Below are 20,920 nucleotides of genomic sequence, written 5' to 3'. Positions count from 1 at the left end.
CCCGGAAGGTATCGACGCTGCCCCGGGACGGGTCCCGGGCTCCGCCGCGGCCCGTCCCCTTCCCGGCCTCAGGGGCCGGGGACGCCGAGCCGGCACCGTACCCAGGCGCTCCCCGCCCCGGCCAACTGCGCGCGGTACGGCGCCGGGTCGGCCCGGCTCCGGGCCTGCCACAGCCCGAGCACCGTGACGGCCACGGCACTGACCGCCTCCTCCGCCGCGCTCCACCACGCCGGGACGTGGTCCGCCCACCTCTCGGCCTCCACCACGGTGTGGCCGGCGGCAATCATGCGGTGCACCAGCAGCGCGGTGTCCACCCAGGGCGCCGCGAGGGCCGGCCACGACCAGCCCGTGAGCCGTACGCCGCCGTCCGCGACGAGGAAGTTGTGCGGCGTCATGTCCGTGTGCTGTACCGCCTCGCCGGCGACCAGGCCCGGCGTACGGGCCTCCAACTCGGCCAGCCTCCCGGCGTACGCCGCCTGCCAGCCGGACAGGAGCGCACCCGAACGGGCCGCGTCGCGCCACGTGGTCATCGACCAGCGCTGCCCGAGCCGCTGTATCGGGACCGAGCCCGCGGTGAGGCGCCCGACCGTGGTGAGCAGGGCCGCCAGCCGCGGCAGGTCGGCGGAGCCCGGGGAGAGGTCGGCGGACCGCCCCGGCACGTGCTCGAACCCGAGCCGTGAGCATGAGCCAGGGCGGGTGACGCGGAGACGGGTCGCGGATCACGGCGCGTGGCCGGGCGCAGTCAGCGTTCGAAGCGTTCCACCAGTTCCGTCTTGCCGAACATCTGCGCCGTCTCGATCGCCGACGGCTGGCCCGCCCGTGGGTCCGCGCCGCCGTCGAGCAGGGCTTCGATCACCGCGTCCTCGCCCTTGAAGACGGCGCCCGCCAGCGGCGTCTGCCCCTTGTCGTTCGGGCGGTTGGGGTCGGCGCCGCGGGTCAGGAGGGAGCGGACTGCGGCGGCGTGGCCGTGGTAGGAGGCGAGCATGATGAGGGAGTCGCCCTTGTCGTTGGTGAGGTTGGCCGGGACGCCCGCGTCGACGTAGGCGGCGATGGTGTCCGTGCCCCCATGCCGGGCGAGATCGAAGATCTTGGCGGCCAGCTGCAGCACCTCGGGGTCGTGCGCGGGCTCGTTGCTCTCGGGCAGCGGTGCGTCGGTCATCGCGGTCCGTCCTCTCGTCGTCGTGCCTGCGGCGGGTGCCGTGGCCGGTCGTGCCGGTCCGCCGTGCCGGGCCGGCCGCCGGTACGGGCGGGTGGTCCGCCGGTACGGGCGGGTGCCCGCGCCGAGGTGCCGGTACGGGCGGGTGCCCGCGCCGAGGTGCCGGTACGCGCCGTCCCGGTGCCGGTGGCGCCCACCTTACGTACGCTTCCCCGCATGCCCGTGACTGCGAAGCGCATCCTTCCCGGCGTGGCCGTGCCGCTGCTCGCGGCCGTGGTCGTGTGGGACGTCGCGACCCGTCCGGGCGGGTCCGTGCTGCGTACGCTGCTGGCCTGGGCGCTGACCGTGGTGGGCTGCGGCGCGCTGTGGTGGCTGCGCAGGTACCCGGTGCCGGTCGCGCTGACCGCGCTCGTCTGCAACGCCCTGTACTTCCCCGTCGCCTACCGCGACGTGCCGCTGCTGCTGATCGCCTTCGTCGTCTCGCTGTTCACGGTCGTGGCGGCGGGCCATCTCGTCGCCGCCGTCACGCTGGCGCTGGTCACGACGCTGGGCATCACGCTGGTCGAGCTGGTGTCGGGCCCGGACGAGAGGCACGTCGACGACACGTCGATCTTCCTGCTGGCCGGGTGGTTCGTGGGCGTGATCGCGGTGGGGCACGCGCACCGTACGCGGCAGGCGTACCTCCGCGAGGTGGAGCAGCGCGCGCTGGCCGCCGAGCGCGAGAAGGACGTACGGGCGCGGCAGTCCGCGACGGAGGAGCGCCTGCGCATCGCCCGGGAACTGCACGATGTCCTGGGGCACAACATCTCCCTGATCAACGTGCAGTCCGCCGCCGCCCTGCATCGCTACGCGAAGGGCACGGCCACCGACATGGCGCCCGCGATGGAGGCGATCCGGGACAGCAGCCGCGAGGCGCTGCGCGAGCTGCGCGCCACCCTCGGCGTACTGCGGCAGGTGGACGAGGCGGCGCCGACGGCGCCGGCGGACGTGGGGCTGGGGCAGCTGGGGGAGTTGGCGGACCGCGCGTGCGCGGCGGGGCTGGAGGTGCGTACGGTCGTGGACGTACCGGAGGACGCGCCGCCGCTGCCGCCCCAGGTGGGCCTGGCGGCGTACCGGATCGTGCAGGAGTCGCTGACGAACATCGTGCGGCACGCGGAGGCGTCGGCCGCGGTGGTGACGGTGCGCTACGAGCGCGAGGTGGGAGTACGGGTGCGGGTCGAGGACGACGGCAAGGGGCTGCCCCCGGGCGAACGGCCCGGCGGCAGCGGCCTGAGCGGCATGGCCGAACGGGCACGGGCACTGGGCGGCGAGCTCACCGCGGAGAACGTGCCGGGGACGGACGGGGCCGCGGACGATCCGGGCACGGACGATCCGGGTACGGGTGGCGCGGACGCGGGCGATCCGGGTACGCGCGGGGCGGTGCGCGGCTTCCGCGTGGAGGCCCGCCTTCCGGTGCACCCGCCCACCGAGGACACCGAGGGCACCGGGGAAACCGGGGAAACCGGGGAAACCGGGGAAACCGGGGAAACCGACGGCGACCGCGGCGGCGAGGCCCGGTGATCAGGGTCGTACTGGCCGACGACCAGACCCTCGTACGTGCGGGCTTCCGTTCCATCCTCGCCGACGAGGACGACATCGACGTCGTCGGCGAGGCGGCCGACGGCGTACAGGCCGTGCGGCTCGCGCGGGAACTGCGCCCCGACGTCGTCCTGATGGACATCCGCATGCCCGAGCGGGACGGCCTGGAGGCAACCCGCGAGATCGTCTCCGACGCGAAGCTGGAGGGCGTCCGCGTGGTCATCCTGACCACCTTCGACGTCGACGACTACGTGTACGGCGCGCTGCGCGCCGGCGCGTCCGGGTTCCTGGTGAAGGACACCGAGCCGATGGAGCTGCTGCACGGTGTACGGGTCGCGGCGCGCGGCGACGCGCTCATCGCGCCGGCGGTGACGCGGCGGCTCATCGCGGAGTTCGCGGGCCGCGTGAAGCGCCCGGAGCCGGGCCCCCGGCTGAACGCGCTGACCGACCGCGAGCGCGAGGTGATGGGCCTGGTCGGCGCGGGCCTCTCGAACGACGAGATCGCGCAGCGGCTGGTACTCAGCCCGGCGACGGCGAAGACGCACGTGAGCCGCGTGATGACGAAGCTCGACGTACGGGACCGGGCCCAACTGGTCATCCTCGCCTACGAGTCGGGCATGATCACGCCGGGCTGGCTCGGCTAGGTGTGTTGTTCGGACAGGTTGGTGATGCGGCTGCGCCGGGGCGGATGGCGGACGGACCGGGCCGTCGTACGGCCGATGCGCCCGCCCGTCAGCGGAACAGCGCGTCGTGCGCGCGCGGCGCCATGAACATTTCCTTGCGGTAGCCCGTAGCCCGTAGCCCGTAGCCCGTAGCCCGGTGCGGCCGTCCCCGGCGGCCCCCCGGACGGCTCGATCCTCGCCCCCCGCCCGGCGCCGCGCGTCAGGGTCCGTCTCGGGGTCCGCCTCGGGGTGCGTCTCGGGGTCGCCGCAACCCGGGCGGTACGCCCGCGGGGCGCGCCGCAACCCCGGTCGTACGGCAGCTCGTAACCCACGGCCGACGCGCCGCGGCCGGCCGGCCCCGCACGCTGAGTACGCGATCGGCCCTCGCCGGTCCGGCCGCCGGGGGACACGGCCTCCGCAGGGAAGCCTCCGCACGGAAGGAGCACGCGGTGCAGACACTCGCCGTCGTACTGCTCGCCGTCTTCACAGTCGGCTGGTTCGTGCTGTCCGGTGCCGGGGTCGGAGTCGGCATGGTGCTGCCGTGGCTGGCACGCGGACCGTACGAACGGGGCCTGGTACGCCGCGCCCTCACGCCGTCCCTGCGCGCCGACGAGGCGCTGCTGGTCCTCGCGGCCGGCGCGCTCGTCGGCTGCTTCCCGGAGTCGGCGGTACGGCTGTGGGACGACCACCTGCCCGCCCTCGCCGCGCTGCTGCTCGGCCTGGCGGCGCGGGACGCGGGCCTGTGGGGGCAGCACGGGGCCCGTACGGGGCGGGGCTCGCGTACGCGTCCGGGCGCCCGTACGCGCCCAGGCCCTCGTACCCGTCCGGGCGCCCGTACGCGCTGGGGCCTCGACGCGCTGGTCGTGTACGGCAGTTGGGCGGCGGCCCTGTCCTGCGGCTGGCTGCTGGCCGGGCTGGTCAGCGGCCGTACGGCGGGCTCGGTGAGCGGGGTGCTCGGGGTGAGCACCGCGCTGGCCGTGGGCGCGCTGTTCGCCGCGCACGGGCTGGCGTTCGGGGCGCTGCGGCTGGCGGGCCGGCCGTTCGAGCGGGCGCGGCTGCTCGCGGGCCGTACGGGCGGACGGCAGACATACGGGCTGACCGCGGCCGTACTGGCCGCGCTGCCGCTCGTCGGCGGCGCCCGGCTGCCGCTGCGCGGCGCCGCGGCAGCCGGGCTTGTGCCGGGACTGCTCGTACCGGCCGCGCTGGCAGTGGCCGCGGTGCCGCTGGCGGCAGCGCAGCTACGGGTGTGGCGCACGTTCCGGGACGGGCTGGGCGGCGGCCTGCCGTAGGGGCGGGGCCCGCGGGGCCGATCCGGACACGGCAGTTCGTACGGACACAGCAACTCGCACAGACACTCGCCGACTCCCGGGCGGACCGGGGGCACAGGAGAAGAGGACCACCATGAGAAACGCACGGACACCGGCCCCACCGAGCGGCGACGACCCTGGCGGCGCCCCCGCCCGCAACGGCAACGACGACGGCAAGGGCAACGACGACGGCAACGGCAACGACGACGGCAAGGGCAACGGCTCCGGCACCGGCGTCTTCGAGCGCATCGCCACCTTCGCCTACCGCCACAAGTGGCGCGCACTGGCTCTCTGGACCGCCGTGCTCATCGGCGTGCTGGCCCTCGCCGGAGTGGCGGGCAACGAGTACCGCAACGACTTCTCCCTCCCCGGCACCGACTCGCACAAGGCGCTGGAGACGATGGAGCGGCACGGCTCCGCCCAGGCGGGCGACAGCGTGGAGATCGTGCTGCACGACCCGGACGGCATCCGTACGGCACGCGTACAGGAGCGCGTCGAGCCCATGCTCGACAAGGTCGAGGCGCTGCCCGGCGTGGCGCAGGTGCGCAGCCCGTACGAGGACCGCGCCGCCGTCGCCGGTGACGGCGAGACCGGTTACGCGACCGTCACCCTCGACGGCACCGCGGGCGTCGACGTGTCCACCGAGGAGACCCGGCGGATCATCGACACCGCGCAGGACAGCGCGGGCGACGGCCTCCAGGTCGAACTGGGCGGCGACGCCGTACGGAACGCCTCGGAGGAGGGCGGCGGCGGTGCCGAAGGCGCGGGGATCATGGGCGCGCTGGTGATCCTCGTCTTCCTCTTCGGCTCGCTGGTCGCCGCGAGCCTGCCGGTGATCACGGCGCTGTTCGCGGTCGGCAGCACCATGGGGCTGATCATCCTGGCCTCGCATTTCGCGACCCTCGCCGACTTCACGCCGCCGCTGATGATGCTCGTCGGCCTGGGCGTCGGCATCGACTACGCGCTGCTGATCTTCTCCCGCTACCGCAGCGAACTCCTCTCCCGCCCCGACGGCGACACCGACCCCCGTACGGGCGCGGCGCGCCCCGCCGGCGAACGCGCGGCCGGCATCGCGCTGGACGCGGCGGGCCGTACGGTCTTCTTCGCCGGCTGCACCGTGATCATCGCGCTGCTGGGGCTGGTCGCACTCGGCCTCGGCTCGCTGCAGGGCGTCGCGCTGGCCATGGCGCTGACCGTACTGCTCACCATGGTCGCGTCGCTGACGCTGCTGCCCGCGCTGCTCAGCGTCTTCGGCGGCCGCATCCAGCGCAACGTCGCCAAGCGCGCCGCCCGCCGCGCCGCGCGCGGCGGGCGCGAGGAGGGCGCCGGCTGGCGCCGCTGGGGCAGCGGCGTACAGCGGCACCCGTGGGCGGCGCTGGTGCTCGCGGTCGCCGCGCTGGGCGCGCTCGCCGCGCCCGCGCTCGACATGCGGCTCGGCTTCGCGGACGCGGGCAACGACGCGGCGGACAGCACCAGCCGCAAGGCGTACGACCTGCTGGCGGACGGCTTCGGGCCCGGCTTCAACGGGCCGCTGATCGTGGTCGCCGACGGCGGCGGTTCCGGCAGCGGCTCCGGGAGCGACGGGGACGGCAAGCCGGTGGCGTCCGCGGCGGCCGAACTCCGTACGGCCCTCCTCGACACCCCCGGCATCGCGGCGGCCTCGCCGCCCATCCCGACGAAGGACCCGTCCGCGGCCACCGTCATCGCCTACCCGGAGTCCTCGCCCCAGGACGAGGCCACCTCCGACCTGGTCGCCTCCCTCCGCGACGACGTACTCCCGCCGCTGGAACGGGACACGGACACCGAGTTCCTCGTCGGCGGCGCGACCGCGGCGGCCCAGGACTTCTCCTCCACGGTCTCCGAACGCATGCCGCTCTTCGTGGCCATCGTGGTCGGGCTGTCGGCACTGCTGCTGATGGCGGTGTTCCGCTCGGTCCTCATCCCGCTGAAGGCGGCCGTACTCAACCTGCTCAGCATCGGCGCCTCCCTCGGCGTCATCACCCTGGTCTTCCAGGAGGGCTGGTTCGGCGCGCAGCCGGGGCCGATCGAGTCGTTCATCCCCGTGATGATCTTCGCGATCGTCTTCGGACTGTCCATGGACTACGAGGTGTTCCTGCTGTCCCGCATCCACGAGGAGTGGGAGCGTACGAAGGACCCGGCACTCGCCGTACGCGAGGGCCTGGCGCACACGGGCCGGGTGATCACGGCCGCGGCGGCCATCATGATCGTCGTCTTCGCGGCCTTCATCCTGAGCCCGGACCGTATGCTCCAGCAGTTCGGCCTCGGCCTCGCGGTGGCCATCCTGCTCGACGCGGTCCTGATCCGCTGCCTGATCGTGCCCGCGGTGATGCAACTCCTCGGCCGCAGCGCCTGGTGGCTCCCGAAGCCCCTGGCCCGGCTGCTGCCGAAGGTGGAGCTGGAGCACCACTGAACCGGGCATGTGCCCGTACGGTGACCGGCCACCGTACGGGCGCGCCGCCTTACGTGATGGCCGCGCCGCACGACCCTGTACTGCGGTCAGGGCCGGTGCGGTCAGGGCCGGGGGCCGGCCGGGGGCAGCGCGGCGTAGATCTCCTCGACGGTCCCGGGGCTGGGCACCTCCGGGAGCCCGAGTGCCTCCGCGGCCCGCAGGAGGATCCGGTGTACCGACGTGGCGGTGGCGCCGAGCTGCTCCGCCCGCCGCGCGGGGCGTGCGTCCCGTACGGCGGCGGCGTGGCGCACCACGTCCGTGCAGACGGACTGGACGCGCTTGAACCTGAGATAGCGGTCGAGGTCGGGGTCGAGCGCGGCCGTAGCGCCGGGCAGCGCCTCCTCCATCACCCCGCACCAGCGGGCCACGACCTCCTTCTCCTGCTCCGACGGGTAGTGCATCAGGTGGAGGTGGGTGGCGAGGTCGTAGAGCGGGTCGCCGATCGTGGCGAGTTCCCAGTCGATCGTCCAGAGGCCGTCGGACGGGTCGACGATGAAGTTCTCCCGGTGCAGGTCCCCGTGGAGCAGACAGAACGGCCGTTCGGTCAGCTGCGCGGCCTGTACGCCGAGCTGCGACGCGTCGTCGAACGCGTGGGCGGGGACGCCGAGTCGGTCGAAGAGCCGGCCGTACTCGGGCCGTCGCCGCGTATAGCCGTGCTCTCGTGTGAAGCGCAGGAGACCGGTCAGGAAGCCGGCGCTGTCGCGGTCCTGGACGGGCGCTTCGCCGTCACCGCCTTCGCTGCCGGCAGGCATCAGCGAGAGGTCGCCGGGGCGCACACCAGCCAGACCGCGGAACAGCTCCATGATCTGGTCCACGTGGTGGCGGTCGACCGGCCGGCCCGAGGGCGCGAGCTCGGCCAGTGTGCTTCCCTCGACGAAGCCGTGGATGGCCGGGCCGTCCGTGCCGATGCGCCGTACGGGCGGGATGCGCGGCACCTCGCGTCCCGCCAGCTCCATCAGCAGGGCCTCCTCGGAGGGGAAGCACCGCCGGTCGAACCAGAGCACGCCCTCACGCGGCTCCCCGACCTTCAGCCGCCCCAGCTCGGCGAGTTCGCCGCTGGACCGCACGACGTACCACTCGCGGTGGTATCCGCGCAGCGGACCTTCCAGCACACCGAGACGCGCCGCCTGTGCGTGGGCGTGGGACGTCATCGGCAGGCTTTCGTGTGCGGTCGGCTGGCCAAGGGAAGATGACTGTATCGCCAGTGGATCTGCGGGTCCCGTCAGGGCCGGTGTCCGTCACCCGAACGTAGTGAGGTGGCCGGATGCACGGTACGCCGCCGGCATCCGCCGCTGTCACCCTGGTGAGCAGGCCACAAGGGGCCGGCGTATGCCCGGAGTTCGGCCGGAACGGACGTGAGAGGGGAGGGGAGGCGGTACTGGCTCCCGCATCCCGCATCCAGCACACTGACGAGGTGAGTGTGACCGCAAACGCATCGCCAGCCACTCCCGTCGGCCTGGCGCGTCTCATGGGCGCCGCCAGGGCCGTGTTCTTCGACTTCGACGGGCCCCTCTGCCGGGCGTTCGCGGGCCATCCGGCGGCTCTCATCGCGGCCGAGCTCAAGACCGTGGTGCGGGAGAGCCGTTACGGACTGCACGAGGACTGGGCGGCGTCCGACGACCCGCACCGCATCCTGTGGGGCGTACGGCGGGAGCTGTTCGGCGCGGAGACCCTCGGTCACGAGGGGCGCCGACTCGTCGCGGAGCTGGAACGTGTGCTGACACACCACGAGCGGGCGGCCATCGGCTCCGCCGAACCCGTCCGGGGAGCGGTCGAACTCGTGCGGGCGCTGCACGCAAGCGGCCGCCGGCTGATGGTCACCAGCAACAACGCGCCCGAGGCCGTCTCGGACTACCTCGAACGGGCCGGAATCGACGTGCTGTTCGACGGCGTGATCGGCCGCGACCCCACCGACCCCCTGCTGATGAAGCCCAATCCGCACTCCGTCATCCAGGCCGTGAAACGGGTCGATCTGCGGGCCGAGGAGTGCCTGCTGCTGGGCGACCAGCCGACCGACCACGAGGCGGCGTACGCCGTGGGCGTTCCGTTCCTCGGCTACGCCAGGAACGCCGCCAAGGCGGCCCGGCTCTGCGGCGGCGGAGCGGAGCACGTCGTATCGGATCTGCGGGACGTCCTGGCGGCCGTCACGGGCTGACCTCTCCCGGCCCGCCACCGCCCCCGCGGGGCCGGAGCGGTCGCGTGCCCCCGCGGGGGCGGGGCGGCCACACGCGGGGCGTTCTTGTGGGGCCGTGAACCGGGCGGGATGATGAGCGCGCCCGCAACCAAGTCCGGTACAGGGGGTGGCATGCCAGGAGGGGGTCATCTCCGGGCGGCCCGGGGCTATGCGGCGCGGCTCAAACCCACGCTGGTGCGATGGCTGCTGGCCCTGCTCTGCCTGCTCGGAGTGGTGGCCCAACTCGTGGCGCCCCTGGGCGACATGCTCAGCGGGACCACGTATCTCGGGGGTTCCTTCGCCGCGTTCATCGCTCTGGTGTTGTTCGACGCGATCACCGGGCCCGACCGGCCGCGTGAGGTCGTCGGCGTCAGTCCTCAGTCGAGGGCGAAGGGCCGCGCGATGGTCGACCAGAGCGACTCGTACCAGAGCTGCGACTCCTCGACGAAGGCCGCGTCCTGCTCGTCGCGCCGGTCGGGGCCGTTGGAGGAGCGGAACAGCTTCGTACGGAACCCGAACGCGTCGTAGATCTCCAGCTCCTCCTTGTCGATCTCGACGGAGTGCTCCACCAGTTGGTAGTAACCGATCAGCGACTCGGTGCCGTTGAGGAGGTACAGCTTCTGCACCGGAGTGATCGCCACCGTACGGATGTCTATCGACACCTGCGGCACCAGCTCCAGTTCCTGGAGCGCCAGCAGCTGGTCGCGCAAGGTGCTGGCGTAGCGGCGCATCTTGGCGTGCGAGCGCTCGAGGGGCCGGGAGTCCCCGGCGTCGTCGGAGACCGGCCGCGGGAAGGCCAGGCGCGCCTCGGGCCCGGGGAGCAACACCCGTACGGCGATCGAACGGGGGCTCAGCGTGCCGCTGGTGATGGCCGGCATCGCTCCGGAGAAGGCGGCGTTGAGCGTCTCCGTGGTCAGCGAGAACGCGTCGATCGTGACGTGCGGCGCCTGCAGCGCGACCTGTACCCGGTCGGCCAGCTCGACGCCCGCCGGGCGGGGACCGTCGGTCTCGCGGTGTGCCGGTGTCGTTTCCGCGACCGTTGCCGGGGCGCCGCGGCCCATGGCGACGAGGCCCTCGCGTTGGAGGATGCCGAGGGCCTGGCGTATGACCGTGCGTTTGACGCCGAACTCGGCCTCCAGTTCCTGCTGGGTGGGGAGGCTCGTGCCGGGGTGCCAGTCGCCGTCGTGGATGCGGCGGCGCAGGGCGGCGGCCACGTGCTCGCGGGACGGGGGCCGCTCGCCGTTCGCAGGGGGAGTCTCTGGGCTCACGGGAAGACGGTACAACTTCCGGCCAGCCTCGGGGAGTTGTCTGCCAAGTGTTTTTAACTTTCCGCCAACTGGGAATAACTTCATTGAAGTTGGTCACCAACTCACCGAGGGTGGTGGAGATATCCACCAAGTGTGACAGGTCCTGCCCGTCCGATGGCGTATGGGAGCACCTCCCGCACCGTTCAGGTCCGTCTCCTCGTCCTCCGGAAGGAGGGAGCGCCATGCCTGTGATGGCTCTGGTTTTCGCGGCCTTCGTTGTCGGCTTCGAGCAGTTGGTGCAGTGGCACTTCGGTGTGCTGGGGGTGGTCGGCTGCGTACTGCTGACCGTGGGGGTGAAGGCCGGGAACGTGCCGTGCAGCTGCCTCGGTGCGGCGGTGCTGGCCCTGCTGTTCGCCCAGCCGTGACGGGGCGGCCGGCCGACCGGTCGGCCCGGTCGTGCGGCGCGTCAGAAGATGTCCGGGCACCAGGGCCGGCGCGCCGTACGGAACAGCGCGTCCGCCGTCGCCGCCGCGCCCGCCCGGTGTTCCGTGACGCGGCCGAGCGCCAGCAGTCGCGTCGCGGTCTCGTCGCCGAGGTAGAGCGCACCCAACTCACCGATGTCCAGGGTGAGTTCGGCGTCGTCGCGGGTGCGCGTGCACCGCGCGCCGTCCGGTCCCGCCTCCAGGCGGTAGCGGCCGTCCGCGAGCCCCGCCGTGTCGCCGAGGCCGAGGACCAGGCTGCCCGGCACCGTGTACGTACGGGCCTCCAGCATCCGCGGTACGTCCAGCGGGCGCAGCCACAGGAAGTCCGCGTGCGTCCTGAGCCGGGCGGCGCGCGGGTCCGGGAGGAGCAGCGGGAGTACGTCGTCGGGTGCGCGGTGGCCCGTACGGACGGTGGTCACCCAGTCGACGGACAGCAGGTAGTGCCACAGCGCGCGTTCGGCCGCCGTGGTGGTGCCGAAGAGGTACCGCACGGTGGCGGTGTTGTGCGGGAGCTTGTCGTGCCACACGTCGTCGCTGGTGTACGCGGCCAGCCCTTGCGGTACGCCGCCGGCGTCCCGGTACAGGACGTGGAACGGCGCCACGTAACCGTCCTCGGGGTGCCGCCACTCCCCCGTCGCCTGCTGCCACCACAGCGTGTTCCGGTCGATGACGCCCTGCCGGTGCGGCTGCGCGCGGAAGCGCTCGTACAGCTCGGGCGCGAGGCGGCGTACGTCGGCGGCGTCGATCAGTTCGACGCCGCCCTCGCCCTCGGGCGGGCCCGCGTAGCGCCGGTCGAGGCCCGTACGGACCGCTTCCACCTCGTACTCGCAGGTCCAGGCGGCGGGGCCGAAGCCGTAGCGCCCGTAGATCGGGTACTCGGCGGAGATCAGGCTCGCGAAGGCGTCGCCGCGGTCCTTCGCCGCGCCGAGCGCGTTCGCCATCATGCGCGTGAGCAGGCCGCGGCGCCGGTGCGTGGCGGAGACGGTCACGTTGGTCACCGCGCAGGACGGCAGCGCGGCGCCGCCGGGCACGGTGAGCTGCTGCGGCATCGTGCGGAACGTGCCGACGCAGCGGGCGCCGTCGTACGCGCCCTGCGTACGGTCCAGGTCGATGAACTCGCGCCGGACCTTCAGCTCCTCCTCGCTGACCTCCGGGCCGCGGAGGAAGCCGGTGGCGACGGCGCGGAGCCAGGCGGGGAGGTCGTCGGGGGAGAGGGTCCGGATGTCGAGTGTCATCAGCCAAAGCTAGGTCGGTCCCGCGGGCGTGCGCATGTGCTTTTCGGCGTGCCCGGCCGAGCCCCGGGCCGGGCCGGTGACCGTACGGGGCGGTACGTCCGTGACGGAACGAAGACCTTGCGGGGCAGAGGACGGCGCGGGGGACGGCTCCCCGGGCGGCGAGGCCCCCGAAGTGAGGGCGGTGCCGTGGTCCGTCCGGCTAGAACGCCGGGCGGACCTCGCCGACCCGTTCGCCGCCGCCGAGCACGGGGGACGCCGCGTACAGGCGGTCGACGACCGGCCCGGACACGCCCATCCCGGTCAGCGCGTGCGCCAGCACGGGCGGCAGGGCGCGTGCGCCGCCGTCCGCGACCTTGAACGCGAGGGCGCGCCCGTCCGGCAGCGCGACCGCCTGCACCGCCTCGGCGCCGATCTTCGCGAGCGCGCCCGGTACGCCGCTCATCAGCCACGTGTCGTGCCGGTCCGTGCCCGCGACGTACTCGGGGTGCGCGCGCATCGCCGCCGCCACCCGCCCCTCCGGGCTGTCGGCGGCGGCGAGCGCGAAGTGCCGGAACGTACGGGCCAGCGCGGTCAGCGAGACCGCCATCACGGGCGCGCCGCAGCCGTCCGTACCGGTGTGCGCGACGGGCTCCCCGGACAGCGTGCCCAGGGTACGCGCCACCAGCTGCTGGAGCGGGTGCTCCGGCGAGAGGTACGTGTCCGGCGGCCAGCCGTTCGCGCGGCAGGCGGCGAGCATCGCCGTGTGCTTGCCCGAGCAGTTCATGGCGGTGCGCGTACGGCCGTGGCCCGCGGCGAGCCGGGCCTCCGCGGCCGTACGGTCCAGGGGCAGGTCCGGCGGGCAGCGCAGGTCGGACTCGGACAGGCCGTGCTCGGCGAGCATCTTCTCCACCAGCTCCAGGTGAAACGGTTCGCCGGAGTGGCTGGCGGCGGCGAGCGCGAGGCGCTCGCCGGCGAGGTCCAGGCCGGCGTGCAGCACGGCCGCGGCCTGTACGGGCTTGTTGGAGGAGCGCGGGAACACCGGCGACACGACGTCGCCGAGCGCCCGCTGCACGCTGCCGTCCGCGGCGAGGACGACGAGCGAGCCGTGGTGCACGCCCTCCACGAAGCCGGAGCGCACGACCTCGGCGAGCACCGCCGGGGGCTGCGCCGGCGGCGGGCCGGCGAGGGGGCGTTCTGCGGGCAGAGGGGCGGACATGCGGTGGCCTCCGGGGGGCGCGTTTCGCGCGGCGGCAGGGCGCCGTGCCAGGAGTGGAACGGGGGGACACCCCTTACATTAGCCGCCGCCGCGGACATCCCCGCTGTGCGCCCCCCGCCGTACGGCCCGCCGACTGCCCCCTGCCCGGCTCACGGCCGCCGCGGCACAGCACCGTAGGGATACGCGGCCGTCCTCAACCGCCGGACGGGCTGGATGAGGCGGACTGAGGTCACGGCAGCAGGTCGTCGACCTGCGCCTCGCCCTCCCGGTACCGGCGGGCGATCTCCGCGCTGCACCCGTCCGCCGTCCGCTGGAGCGTCTGGCGGCCCTGCGACACCTCCTGCTCGTACCCGACCAGCCGCCGCATCGCGTCGTGCAGCTCCGCGTCCGTACGCGCCGACAGGTCGGACAGCTCCACCTCGGCGAGCATCGTCTCGGCCAGCTGCCGGTACTCCTCGCCGTGCGGCGTGCCGAGCGTCACGTGCCGGGCGGACGAACGCTGCCGGGACGGCATGTCCGCGAGGATCTCCGGCAGGAGGTCGATCAGCGCGGACGTCGGCGCCGTACGCCGCGCCAACTCCGCGCGCAGGATGTCGATACGGCCCTGGAGCAGGCGCCGTACGTAGCTCAGATCCGCCTCCTCCTGCTGCGCCGTGCGCCGCAGGGAGCGCAGTTCGGGCAGCCGGAGCGCGTACAGGTCGGCCTGAGCGTGGTCACACGGCGCCGCCGGAGCGGCGGGGGCGGCCAGTGCCGAGGCCCGTCCACCGGCTGCGCCTGCGGCCACCGGGACCGGTACTGCTGTGGCCTCAGTGGCCGTTGCGACACCAGGTGCGCCGTGTGGCGTACGTCCGGCTCGTCCGGCACCAGCTGTGTTCATGGGTTTTCGTCCCCTCATCCCCTTTGACCGCAGTCGCAATGCTACGCACCGCGTGTACGCATCGTGTAAGGCATCGTGCCACTGCGTAGCCGGGACACGCAGCGCCAGCGCACCCATACGGACGCACCCGTTCCCGCCTGCGTTGAACACGGCATGATGGCCGCCATGCGAGCTGTGGTGCAGAGGGTGGACGGCGCGAGCGTCACCGTGGACGGCGAGACCGTCGGAGAGATCAACGGGCGTGGGCTGTGCGTACTGGTGGGCGTGACGCACGAGGACACCAAGGAGAAGGCGGCCCAACTGGCCCGGAAGCTCTGGTCCGTACGCCTCTTCGAGCCGGAACACGACGGCGGGAGCGAGCAGTCCTGCTCCGACCTGGGCGCCCCGCTGCTCGTGATCAGCCAGTTCACTCTCTACGGTGACGCCCGCAAGGGCCGCCGCCCCACCTGGAACGCCGCCGCGCCGCGACCGGTGGCCGAGCCGCTCGTGGACGAAGTCGTCGCCCAGCTGCGGGCGTTGGGCGCGGAGGTGGCGACGGGCCGGTTCGGGGCGCCCATGAAGGTGGCGCTGACGAACGACGGCCCGTTCACGGTGCTCGTGGAGGTGTAGGGAAACCGCAGATCTAGGGAAACCACGAGGCGGTGGCGGCACCCAGGGTGGCGCATCGGATCCCTGTGCGCTTCGCGCTCAGGGCGCGACCACGACCTCCTGCGCCGCCGCCGTGGCGTCCTCGCCGACGATCAGCTCCGCGTCGGGCGGGAGGTTCCGCTTGACCAGGGCCAGGGCGATCGGGCCGAGCTCGTGGTGGCGGGCCGAGGTGGTGATGAAGCCCAGGCGGCGGCCCTCCGGGCCGTCCGCCGCGAGCCGCACCTCGTCACCGTGCACGGGGATCTTCACCTCGCTGCCGTCCAGATGCAGGAACACCAGCCGGCGCGGCGGCTTCCCCAGGTTGTGCACGCGCGCGACGGTCTCCTGCCCGCGGTAGCAGCCCTTCTCCAGATGGACGGCCGAGCCGATCCAGCCCACCTCGTGCGGGATCGTACGGTGGTCCGTCTCCAGCCCGAGCCGCGGCCGGTGCGCCTCGACGCGCAGAGCCTCGTACGCCAGCACGCCGACGGCCGGGCCGTACGCCTCCGCGACCGCGGGCAGCGAACCCCGCGGCACGAACAGGTCGCGCCCGTACGAGGTCTCCCGTACGACCGCGTCCGCCGGAGCCTCCGCGATCGAGCCCGCGGGCAGGTGCACGACCGCGTACTCCTCGGTGCGGTCCAGGACCTCGACGCGGTAGAAGAACCGCATGCTCTCGAGGTACGCGACGAAGTCGCCCTGCTTGCCGGGTTCGGTGTGCAGCCAGGTCGTGGTGCCGTCGTCGACGAGATAGACGGCGTGCTCGATGTGCCCGTTGGCGGAGAGGATCAGCGCGTCGGTGGCGTGGCCCGGTTCCAGGCTGCTGACGTGCTGGGTGAGCAGCAGGTGCAGCCAGGAGAGGCGGTCGTCACCCGAGACGGTGACCACGCCGCGGTGCGAGAGGTCCACGAAGCCGCTGCCGTCGGCGAGCGCGCGCTGTTCGCGGAAGAGGTCGCCGTAGTGCGCGGCCACCCCCTCGTCAGGGGCTTCGGCGGCAACGGCGCCGGGGAGGGTGAGGAGCGGGCTCTTCATACGGTCCAGCCTACGGCGCGCCTTTTTTTGTGCTCGGCTCGCCCGCCCCGCTCGTGCCCGTGCCCGTTCCCGCGCCCGTGCCGGGGTCGGCGTCGGCCGCGCACTTCGCCTCGCACTTCCCGCAGCGGCCGAAGATCGCGAAGTGCCGCATGTCCGTCTCGAAGCCGAACTGCTCGCGCAGCGTCTCCGTGAACGGCCCGGCCACCGAGAGGTCCGCCTCGATCACGTCCGTGCAGTCACGGCATACCAGGTGCATGTGGTGGTGCCGGTCGGCGAGGTGGTACGTGGGAGCTCCGTGGCCGAGGTGCGCGTGCGAGACGAGGCCCAGCTCCTCGAGCAGCTCCAGGGTGCGGTAGACCGTGGAGATGTTCACGCCGCCCGCGGTGCGCCGCACCTCGGCGAGGATGTCGTCCGGGGTGGAGTGTTCGAGCTTGTCCACGGCTTCCAGCACGAGCTGGCGCTGCGGTGTGAGCCGGTATCCGCGCGCCCTCAGGTCACTCTGCCAGTCGGTGGTTACCACGGGCCCCAGTCTACGGGGGCGCCGCGGCACCGGGCCGCTCAGCGCCGGAGCCCCCGCAGATATCGGGCCAGCTCGACGATCGCCGCCGGGTTGCGGGGGCTCTCGACCAGGTCGGCGTAGTCCAGCACGAAGATCCGGTCGTGCTTGACCGCGGACACGTTCTTCAGCGGCCCGTACGAGGTCAGGAACCGCTTCTTCTGTTCCGCGCCCACGTCGCCGTAGTCGTTGATCACGATGACGTCCGGGTCGCGCGCCACCACCGTCTCCCAGCCGACGGTGGTCCAGCTGTCCATCAGGTCCTTCATCACGTGGTCGCCGCCCGCCTTGGTGATGATCGAGTGCGGCCCCGCATACCGGCCCGAGGTGAACGGCTTGTCCCGCCCGTCGTCGTACAGGAACACGCGCGGCCGCTCCCGGTCCTCCGGCACCGCCGCCTCGGCCTCGGCGACCTGCGCGCGGAACTTCTTGATCAGCGCCTCCGCGCGCTCCTCGACGCCGAAGAGCTTCCCGAGGTTGCGGAGGTCGGTGTAGAGGGCGTCGAGGGGCGGCATGACGCCGCGGGTCTTGCCGCGGGAGCTCTCGCCGCCGTTGCGGCAGGACTCGGTGAGGACGTACGAGTCGATGCCGAGCTTGCCGAGTACGGCCGGGGTGAAGCCCTCGCCCTCGTCGAAGCCGTAGTTCCAGCCGGCGAAGACGAAGTCGGCGCGGGCGTCCAGCACGAGTTCCTTGTTGAGCTTCTTCTTGGACAGCCACTTCGCCTTGTCGTAGCCGTCGCGCCAGGGGACGCCGGCCAGGTCGCCCTTGTCGTCGGGCATCGCGAAGCCCGCCATGCGGTCGGCGAGACCGAGCGCGAACATGATCTCGGTGATGCCGACGTCGTTGGTGACGACGCGTTCGGGCACCTTGTCGAAGGTCACCTTCCGGCCGCAGTTGGTCAGCGTGACGGCCTCCCCGGAGCGGCCCTTGGGGTCCTCCGCGACGTCGGCGCCGCAGGCGGCGGTCCCGAGGGAGAGGGCCCCGAGGGCCAGGACGAGGGCGAGCGTACGGGCTGTTGCGCGCATGGCAACTCCTTCAGGAGGGGCGAAAGTACGGAGCGACAACGGCGCGATCCAAGCGAGCGAGCAGTGGGGTCTCCCCAGGGCGAAGCCCGAGGGGACGGGTACGCCCGGAGGCGAGCCGAGCACAAGAAGCGGGCTACAACCGGTCGAACAGCAGCTGCACCGCGCCCGACTCCGGATGCCGTACGCGGTGCGCCCGTACGCCGAACACCTCCGCCAGCAGCTCCGGCGTCAGCACGTCGTGCGGCGCGCCGGAGGCGACGATCGTGCCGCCGTCGATGACGTGCAGCCGGTCGCAGTGGACGGCGGCGAGGTTCAGGTCGTGGAGGGCCGTGAGCACCGTCAGGCCGCTGGCCCGTACGAGCTCCAGGACCTCCAACTGCTGGGCGATGTCCAGGTGGTTGGTCGGCTCGTCGAGCACCAGCACCCGCGGTTCCTGGGCGAGCGCGCGGGCGATCAGGACGCGCTGTTTCTCGCCGCCGGACAGGCTCGGGAAGCCGCGCCGTGCGAGGTGCGCGGCGCCGACACGGGCGAGTGCCGCCGCGCACACGCGCCTGTCCTCGTCCGTCGTACGGGCCGCCGCCCGCTGCCGCGGCAGGCGGCCCATCTCGACGACCTCGGACACCGTGAACTCGAAGTCCCCGCCGCCCTCCTGCGGCAGCGCCGCCAGCCGCCGCGCGCTCTGCCGGGGCGTGAGCGCGCGCAGGTCGTCGCCGTCCAGCCGTACGGTGCCGGCGGTGGGCCGCGCCGCGCGGTAGACGCAGCGCAGCAGGCTGGACTTGCCGCTGCCGTTCGGGCCGACGAGTCCGACGAGCGTGCCGCTGCCGGCGTGCAGCGTCACGTCCCGTACGAGGGTGGCGCCCGCGGTCTCCACCGTCACGGCGTCGACGTCGATCCGCATCAGGCACCCCCGAACGCGTGGCCGCTGCGCCGCCGCATCAGCAGCAGGAAGCAGGGGACGCCGATGACGGCGGTCAGTACGCCGACGGGCAGTTCGGTCGGCGCCAGTACGGTGCGGGACAGCACGTCCACCCACACCAGCAGCACCGCGCCGAGCAGCGGCGCGACGACCAGTACGCGGCGGTGGTCGGCGCCGATCAGCATGCGTGTGGCGTGCGGCACCATCAGCCCGACGAAGCCGATCGCGCCGCTGACGGCGACCACGGCGCCGGTGACGGCGGCGGTCAGCAGGAACAGTTCGCGGCGCAGCCGGGCGGCGTCCACGCCCAGGGCGGCGGCGGTCTCGTCGCCCATGGCGAGGGCGTTGAGCTTGCCGGCGGCGAGTACGAGGTGGGCCAGCCCGGCGGCGACGGCGGCGGCCGCGATGGGCAGCGACGACCACGAGGCGCCGCCGAGGCTGCCGAGCAGCCACATCATCGCGGAGCGCGCCGCCTCGCCGTGTTCGGCCGCGAACACCATGAGCGTGGTGACGGCGGTGAAGCCGTAGTACAGCGCGGTGCCGGTGAGGATCAGCCGCAGCGGCGTGAGCCCGTGCGCGGTACGGGCGACGGCGTACACGAGGGCCATCGCGGCGAGCGCCGACAGGAACGCGCCCGCCGACAGCGCCCACACCCCGAGCGCGCTGAACGCGCCGAACAGCAGCACGGTGTTGGCGCCGACGGCGGCGCCGGAGGAGATGCCGAGGACGAACGGGTCGGCGAGCGCGTTCCGCACCATCGCCTGTACGGCCACCCCGACCGCCGCCAGCCCCGCGCCGACCACGGCGGCGAGGAGCGCGCGGGGGAAGCGGAGCTCCCACACGATGGTGTACGCGGCGCGCTCGTCGGCGGATATGCGCCCGCCGGTCAGGCCCGCCCGCAGATAGCGCAGGGTCGCGTCCCAGCCGACGCCGGACGCGCCGAGCGCGACGGCGCAGAGCAGCGACAGCAGCAGGGCGACGCACAGCAGGGCGGCGAGCACGGGCACGGACAGCCGCCGGGGTCCGGCCGGTCGGGGAGGGGGCGCGTCCTTCGCGGGCGCCGCCCTGTCCTTCGCGGACGCTGCCTCGTCGGGCGGCGGCGCGTCGGACTGCACGGAGCCGGGTCGTACGGAGTCGGACTGCACGGAGTCGGGCGGCGCCTGGGGCGGTGCCGCGTCTGCCGCCGCCGGGGCGGCGGCACGGCGGCTGGTGGGCGGGGACATCGCGGTCCGCCTTCACGTCGGGCCGCGGTGGTTCGGGCACCGCTACCCGGTGCCACCGGCGTCGGATTGCCCGCCCGCGGCAGCCCGCGCGGCTTCCCCTCGCAGTCCACGGCGAGTTGTCAGGAGCGTCGCCGCCGTGGGCATTCGGGCTCGCGGTGCCTGGAAGGCACCGCCTACCGTTGCGGGTCAGCGCCGGACTTCGACCGGCTTCCCCCACGGGGCGTCCTCAGCGTACCGCGAGCCCGTACGCCTCCCGCAGGCCGTCGGCGGAAGCGTCCCCGTACGAGTGACGGGGACGGGGACCGCGACCGGAGATGCGCAGGGTGCGCAGAGTGCGTGGGGTGCGTGGGGTGCGCGGGCCGTCAGCGGAAGAAGGCGATGCCGTCGTCGGGCAGGTCCTTGATGTCCTTCGCCCACTCGCTCGGGTCGACGGCCTTCTTCAGCTGCGCCGACATGTACGGGTACAGCGCCGTGTCCGGCGTGGACCGCTCGCCCACCCACATCAGGTCGCCGTTGACGTAGCCGTACAGGCGCTTGCCGCCGGTGTACGCGCCTGCCGAGGCCGTACGCGCGATGGCGTCCGTGGCCAGGTCGATCTGCGGCTTCTGGTGCGCCATCTCGCCGTACCACACCTCCGCGACGCCCTGGTCGCGGATCATGACGACCTCGACCTGGCGGTCCTTGTCGATGCGCCAGTACCCGGTCTCGGTCTCCAGCGGGCGGGTCTTCTTGCCGTCGGCGTCGAGCGCCCAGCTGTGCGAGACGTACTCGAGGAAGTCGCGCCCGTCGTGGCTGAAGGCGACCTCCTGCCCGAAGTTGCACTTCTCCGTGCCGGGGCCCTCGTCGCCGTCCAGGGCGGCCACTCCGGCACCGGTCCAGTTGCCGAGGAGGAAGGCGAGGGGCACGAGGTCCGGGTGGAGGTCGGACGGGATCTCGATCATGGCTGACTCAGACGATCTGTAGCGGGGGCGGAGGGACGGCAGGCGGTCAGCGCTGGCCCTGGTACAGCTTCTTGACGGTGAGGCCGGCGAAGGCGACCGTCCCGACACAGACCAGGATCATCAGCGTGGTGAAGAATGCCTCAAGCACGGGGGCTCTCCTTGAGCGGCTCTACGGGGCGCCGGTGCGCGCCGGTGGGCGTCGTACGGAGTGACGGCCG

20 protein-coding genes and 1 riboswitch are annotated in these 20,920 nt (G+C 73.3%); of the genes, 7 read left to right on the top strand and 13 right to left on the bottom strand.

Going from position 1 to position 20,920, the window contains the following annotated elements; all coding sequences use genetic code 11:
• Positions 1-68 precede the first annotated feature (68 nt).
• Positions 69-659: a hypothetical protein gene (locus tag DVA86_RS19385; protein ID WP_208879993.1), complete on the bottom strand. Its 591-nt coding sequence runs from the start codon at positions 657-659 to the stop codon at positions 69-71.
• A gap of 83 nt (positions 660-742) precedes the next feature.
• Positions 743-1,159 (bottom strand): ankyrin repeat domain-containing protein, encoded by a 417-nt coding sequence (locus DVA86_RS19380; protein ID WP_208879991.1) that lies wholly within the window; start codon positions 1,157-1,159, stop codon positions 743-745.
• Between the two features lie 213 nt (positions 1,160-1,372).
• On the opposite strand from DVA86_RS19380, the gene DVA86_RS19375 reads away from it, so the two are divergent.
• The 4 genes from DVA86_RS19375 (at position 1,373) to DVA86_RS19360 (ending at position 7,134) form a co-directional block, all read left to right on the top strand.
• The gene (locus DVA86_RS19375) at positions 1,373-2,716 is read left to right on the top strand and encodes a histidine kinase (RefSeq protein ID WP_208879989.1); all 1,344 of its coding nucleotides are present in this window, start codon (positions 1,373-1,375) and stop codon (positions 2,714-2,716) included.
• A complete protein-coding gene (locus tag DVA86_RS19370; protein WP_208879987.1) occupies positions 2,713-3,378 on the top strand; it encodes a response regulator in 666 nt (221 codons plus the stop codon). Before DVA86_RS19375 ends, DVA86_RS19370 begins: the two co-directional genes overlap by 4 nt.
• 467 nt (positions 3,379-3,845) lie before the next feature.
• Complete coding sequence (locus DVA86_RS19365) at positions 3,846-4,685, top strand: cytochrome d ubiquinol oxidase subunit II (RefSeq protein ID WP_208879986.1); 840 nt, start codon at positions 3,846-3,848, stop codon at positions 4,683-4,685.
• Positions 4,686-4,797: 112 nt separating this feature from the next.
• Positions 4,798-7,134, top strand: a complete 2,337-nt coding sequence (locus tag DVA86_RS19360; RefSeq protein ID WP_208879984.1) for an MMPL family transporter — start codon at positions 4,798-4,800, stop codon at positions 7,132-7,134.
• 101 nt (positions 7,135-7,235) lie between these two features.
• On the opposite strand, the gene DVA86_RS19355 is transcribed toward DVA86_RS19360, so the two are convergent.
• On the bottom strand, positions 7,236-8,324 hold the full coding sequence (locus DVA86_RS19355; protein WP_208879982.1) for an aminoglycoside phosphotransferase family protein: 1,089 nt from the start codon (positions 8,322-8,324) through the stop codon (positions 7,236-7,238).
• A gap of 263 nt (positions 8,325-8,587) precedes the next feature.
• On the opposite strand from DVA86_RS19355, the gene DVA86_RS19350 reads away from it, so the two are divergent.
• A complete protein-coding gene (locus DVA86_RS19350; protein ID WP_208879980.1) occupies positions 8,588-9,328 on the top strand; it encodes an HAD family hydrolase in 741 nt (246 codons plus the stop codon).
• Positions 9,329-9,723: 395 nt separating this feature from the next.
• Here the strand turns inward: DVA86_RS19350 and DVA86_RS19345 are convergent, their stop codons facing one another.
• A complete protein-coding gene (locus tag DVA86_RS19345) occupies positions 9,724-10,614 on the bottom strand; it encodes a GntR family transcriptional regulator (protein ID WP_208879978.1) in 891 nt (296 codons plus the stop codon).
• Between the two features lie 221 nt (positions 10,615-10,835).
• On the opposite strand from DVA86_RS19345, the gene DVA86_RS19340 reads away from it, so the two are divergent.
• Complete coding sequence (locus tag DVA86_RS19340) at positions 10,836-11,018, top strand: hypothetical protein (RefSeq protein WP_208879977.1); 183 nt, start codon at positions 10,836-10,838, stop codon at positions 11,016-11,018.
• Positions 11,019-11,059: 41 nt separating this feature from the next.
• Here DVA86_RS19340 and DVA86_RS19335 read toward each other — a convergent pair whose 3' ends face one another.
• The 3 genes from DVA86_RS19335 to DVA86_RS19325 form a co-directional block, all read right to left on the bottom strand.
• On the bottom strand, positions 11,060-12,310 hold the full coding sequence (locus DVA86_RS19335; RefSeq protein WP_208879975.1) for a GNAT family N-acetyltransferase: 1,251 nt from the start codon (positions 12,308-12,310) through the stop codon (positions 11,060-11,062).
• A 199-nt stretch (positions 12,311-12,509) separates the two neighbouring features.
• On the bottom strand, positions 12,510-13,505 hold the full coding sequence (locus DVA86_RS19330) for an asparaginase (protein WP_208879973.1): 996 nt from the start codon (positions 13,503-13,505) through the stop codon (positions 12,510-12,512).
• A gap of 229 nt (positions 13,506-13,734) precedes the next feature.
• Positions 13,735-14,382, bottom strand: a complete 648-nt coding sequence (locus DVA86_RS19325) for an RsiG family protein (RefSeq protein ID WP_208879972.1) — start codon at positions 14,380-14,382, stop codon at positions 13,735-13,737.
• Between the two features lie 165 nt (positions 14,383-14,547).
• Between DVA86_RS19325 and dtd the strand changes: the two genes are divergently transcribed.
• Positions 14,548-14,991, top strand: a complete 444-nt coding sequence (gene dtd / locus DVA86_RS19320) for a D-aminoacyl-tRNA deacylase (protein ID WP_208879971.1) — start codon at positions 14,548-14,550, stop codon at positions 14,989-14,991.
• Between the two features lie 78 nt (positions 14,992-15,069).
• Here dtd and ygfZ read toward each other — a convergent pair whose 3' ends face one another.
• From ygfZ to DVA86_RS19290, 6 genes are all read right to left on the bottom strand, one after another.
• Positions 15,070-16,041 carry a CAF17-like 4Fe-4S cluster assembly/insertion protein YgfZ gene (gene ygfZ, locus DVA86_RS19315; RefSeq protein WP_208879969.1) on the bottom strand — a complete coding sequence of 324 codons (972 nt, stop codon included), beginning with the start codon at positions 16,039-16,041 and terminating at the stop codon, positions 15,070-15,072.
• A gap of 10 nt (positions 16,042-16,051) precedes the next feature.
• Entirely contained in the window at positions 16,052-16,561 is a 510-nt protein-coding gene (locus tag DVA86_RS19310; RefSeq protein WP_208879967.1) for a Fur family transcriptional regulator, read from the bottom strand.
• A gap of 38 nt (positions 16,562-16,599) precedes the next feature.
• Positions 16,600-17,622 carry an ABC transporter substrate-binding protein gene (locus DVA86_RS19305; protein WP_208879966.1) on the bottom strand — a complete coding sequence of 341 codons (1,023 nt, stop codon included), beginning with the start codon at positions 17,620-17,622 and terminating at the stop codon, positions 16,600-16,602.
• A 133-nt stretch (positions 17,623-17,755) separates the two neighbouring features.
• On the bottom strand, positions 17,756-18,520 hold the full coding sequence (locus DVA86_RS19300; RefSeq protein WP_208879964.1) for an ABC transporter ATP-binding protein: 765 nt from the start codon (positions 18,518-18,520) through the stop codon (positions 17,756-17,758).
• On the bottom strand, positions 18,520-19,761 hold the full coding sequence (locus tag DVA86_RS19295; RefSeq protein ID WP_208879963.1) for a FecCD family ABC transporter permease: 1,242 nt from the start codon (positions 19,759-19,761) through the stop codon (positions 18,520-18,522). Before DVA86_RS19295 ends, DVA86_RS19300 begins: the two co-directional genes overlap by 1 nt.
• Before the next feature lie 138 nt (positions 19,762-19,899).
• Positions 19,900-19,975, bottom strand: a riboswitch (cobalamin riboswitch).
• A gap of 148 nt (positions 19,976-20,123) precedes the next feature.
• Complete coding sequence (locus DVA86_RS19290; RefSeq protein WP_208879961.1) at positions 20,124-20,702, bottom strand: heme-binding beta-barrel domain-containing protein; 579 nt, start codon at positions 20,700-20,702, stop codon at positions 20,124-20,126.
• Positions 20,703-20,920 lie beyond the last annotated feature (218 nt).

The organism is Streptomyces armeniacus (genome assembly GCF_003355155.1).
GTDB lineage: Bacteria > Actinomycetota > Actinomycetes > Streptomycetales > Streptomycetaceae > Streptomyces > Streptomyces armeniacus.
Note: the sequence above shows the minus strand (reverse complement) of the source record. Positions and strands in the feature narration are given on the sequence as shown.

Excerpts from the sequence above, each read along its gene's own strand:
- DVA86_RS19380 (WP_208879991.1), bottom strand. The coding sequence starts at position 1,159 with ATGACCGACGCACCGCTGCCCGAGAGCAACGAGCCCGCGCACGACCCC.
- DVA86_RS19330 (WP_208879973.1), bottom strand. The coding sequence starts at position 13,505 with ATGTCCGCCCCTCTGCCCGCAGAACGCCCCCTCGCCGGCCCGCCGCCG.
- ygfZ (WP_208879969.1), bottom strand. The coding sequence starts at position 16,041 with ATGAAGAGCCCGCTCCTCACCCTCCCCGGCGCCGTTGCCGCCGAAGCC.
- DVA86_RS19325 (WP_208879972.1), bottom strand. The coding sequence starts at position 14,382 with ATGAACACAGCTGGTGCCGGACGAGCCGGACGTACGCCACACGGCGCA.
- DVA86_RS19340 (WP_208879977.1), top strand. The coding sequence starts at position 10,836 with ATGCCTGTGATGGCTCTGGTTTTCGCGGCCTTCGTTGTCGGCTTCGAG.
- DVA86_RS19375 (WP_208879989.1), top strand. The coding sequence starts at position 1,373 with ATGCCCGTGACTGCGAAGCGCATCCTTCCCGGCGTGGCCGTGCCGCTG.
- dtd (WP_208879971.1), top strand. The coding sequence starts at position 14,548 with ATGCGAGCTGTGGTGCAGAGGGTGGACGGCGCGAGCGTCACCGTGGAC.
- DVA86_RS19305 (WP_208879966.1), bottom strand. The coding sequence starts at position 17,622 with ATGCGCGCAACAGCCCGTACGCTCGCCCTCGTCCTGGCCCTCGGGGCC.
- DVA86_RS19290 (WP_208879961.1), bottom strand. The coding sequence starts at position 20,702 with ATGATCGAGATCCCGTCCGACCTCCACCCGGACCTCGTGCCCCTCGCC.
- DVA86_RS19295 (WP_208879963.1), bottom strand. The coding sequence starts at position 19,761 with ATGTCCCCGCCCACCAGCCGCCGTGCCGCCGCCCCGGCGGCGGCAGAC.
- DVA86_RS19355 (WP_208879982.1), bottom strand. The coding sequence starts at position 8,324 with ATGACGTCCCACGCCCACGCACAGGCGGCGCGTCTCGGTGTGCTGGAA.
- DVA86_RS19300 (WP_208879964.1), bottom strand. The coding sequence starts at position 18,520 with ATGCGGATCGACGTCGACGCCGTGACGGTGGAGACCGCGGGCGCCACC.
- DVA86_RS19360 (WP_208879984.1), top strand. The coding sequence starts at position 4,798 with ATGAGAAACGCACGGACACCGGCCCCACCGAGCGGCGACGACCCTGGC.
- DVA86_RS19335 (WP_208879975.1), bottom strand. The coding sequence starts at position 12,310 with ATGACACTCGACATCCGGACCCTCTCCCCCGACGACCTCCCCGCCTGG.